The organism is Bacillus sp. LR--39 (assembly GCF_053613335.1).
Genome location: NZ_JBSIOT010000051.1, coordinates 1 through 2,129 on the forward strand (window position 1 = coordinate 1; position 2,129 = coordinate 2,129).

At 44.5% G+C, this 2,129-nt stretch carries 3 protein-coding genes; 2 read left to right on the forward strand and 1 reads right to left on the reverse strand.

Annotated features, from left to right (window positions below; genetic code table 11):
• A partial coding sequence (locus ACWHAR_RS20090; RefSeq protein WP_452087619.1) for an SDR family oxidoreductase occupies positions 1-697 on the reverse strand: 697 nt, incomplete at its 3' end.
• 116 nt (positions 698-813) lie between these two features.
• Between ACWHAR_RS20090 and ACWHAR_RS20095 the strand changes: the two genes are divergently transcribed.
• Both ACWHAR_RS20095 and htpG read left to right on the forward strand, forming a co-directional pair.
• Complete coding sequence (locus ACWHAR_RS20095; RefSeq protein ID WP_014481429.1) at positions 814-1,065, forward strand: hypothetical protein; 252 nt, start codon at positions 814-816, stop codon at positions 1,063-1,065.
• A gap of 167 nt (positions 1,066-1,232) precedes the next feature.
• The coding region (gene htpG, locus ACWHAR_RS20100) for a molecular chaperone HtpG (RefSeq protein ID WP_452087620.1) at positions 1,233-2,129 on the forward strand (897 nt) is incomplete at its 3' end.

Genomic DNA, 2,129 nt, shown 5'->3' on the forward strand with positions numbered 1-2,129 from the left:
ACAGGGCCACTGTCGCCATTTCCTTCGGCTGGCCGAGGCGGCCGAGCGGCGTGACCCATTTGTTGGCTTCGCGGAATTTTTCACCCATTTCTTGTTCTTTGGTGCCTGCTAATTTGTCAATCAGCGGGGTTTCGATCGTACCCGGTGAAATGGAATTGACGCGGATGCCGTTTCGTGCGTAGTCGATTGCCATTGCCTTTGTCAGGTTGGTGATACCGCCTTTTGCGGCGTTGTAGCCGGAGCGGTCAAGGTCCGCGGCACGGCCTGACATGGAGGAGGTGTTGATGATGGAGCCTCCATTTTCGAGCATGAGCGGAATCAAATATTTGCTGCAAAGGAACGTGCCGCGCAGGTCGACGGCGATAATGCGGTCAAACAGGTCAACCGGATATTCGTGTACCTTTCCGCCTTCCTGATCAACGCCGGCATTATTAAACAGAATATCAATCGTTCCGCATGCATCCTTGATTTGATCAGCAAATGCTTTCACACTGTTTTCATCTGACACATCGAGGTGAAAGGATTCTGCCTGTCCTCCGTTTTTTCTGATTGCGTCAACTGTTTCTTCCATTTGATCTTTATTGATATCTCCGATTATCACACGCGCGCCTTCATTGGCAAAAACCTCTGCCGTTGCTTGCCCAATGCCTGTCGCGGCGCCTGTGATCACTGCTGTTTTGTTTTCAAGTCTTCCCATGATACGAGACCTCCTTTTTCTATTTGTCTTCCCGCTATGTGCAGTGATAAACATGCGAGAAAAGAAAGGCTGGCATATGTTAAGATGAATTAGAAATTGTTGGGAGGTTTGTATGTTTGAAGGTACAGCATAAGAAGGAGCTCAAGTTTTATTGCTTCATTACCATTCCATCTGCATTTGTTGTGCTGACTGTCATCTCTTTTTTATTGCAAGAGATTACGTTCCCGGTGACTGCAAGCGCATTTCTGAATGCTTCATGGCATAATCTTTTGTTTTTGATACCGTTCGGTTTGTTTTTCTACCCGGTGCATATATGGATGAAGCGGGAGTTTGGCCGCTGGAATGACACAGAAAAAAAGAGAGGATGATGAAGCCTCTCTTTTTTATGAGAATGAGTGAGAAAAAGAGTGAAAACAAATCCAACTAATGTTAAATTTACATATATATGCATCTATCAACCTGATTGACAATTGTCATCTTATGTGATAAATAGATGCTGAAAAGGGTTTACATAATGGTAAAGGAGCGATCAAGAGTGGCGAAAAAAGAGTTTAAAGCAGAGTCTAAACGCTTGCTGGATATGATGATTAACTCCATTTATACCCAAAAAGAAATTTTCCTGCGCGAGTTAATCTCCAATTCGAGTGATGCGATTGACAAAATCTATTACAAAGCGCTTACGGACGATGCGCTTACGTTTGATAAAGACAGTTACTACATAAAGGTCGCAGCTGACAAAGATGCGAGAACATTAACCATCTCTGATACGGGGATCGGAATGACAAAGGATGAGCTTGAACAGCATCTTGGAACAATTGCAAAAAGCGGTTCCCTCGCGTTTAAAAAGGAAAACGAGCTGAAAGACGGACATGACATTATCGGGCAGTTCGGTGTCGGTTTTTACGCGGCATTTATGGTTGCCGATGTCGTGACAGTCATCAGTAAAGCGCTTGGCAGCGAAGAGGCTTATAAATGGGAGTCTGCGGGTGCAGACGGCTATACGATTGAGCCGTGTGAAAAGGAGTCTGTCGGTACAGACATTATCCTGAAAATCAAAGAGAACACAGAAGATGACAGCTATGACGAGTTTTTAGAGGAATATCGTTTAAAAGCGATCATCAAGAAGTACTCCGACTTCATTCGCTACCCGATCAAAATGGATACCACCATTAATAAGCCGAAGGAAGGCAGCGAAAATGAATTTGAAGAGGTGCAGGAAGAGCAGACGGTCAACAGCATGGTGCCGATCTGGAGAAAAAACAAAAGCGAGCTGACAGATGAGGATTATGAAAAATTCTATGCTGAAAAGCATTACGGGTTTGATAAACCGCTCACACACGTTCATATCAGTGTGGATGGAGCCGTTCGCTACAACGCGATTCTATTCATCCCTGAAAACATGCCGTTTGACTACTATTCCAAGGAATATGAG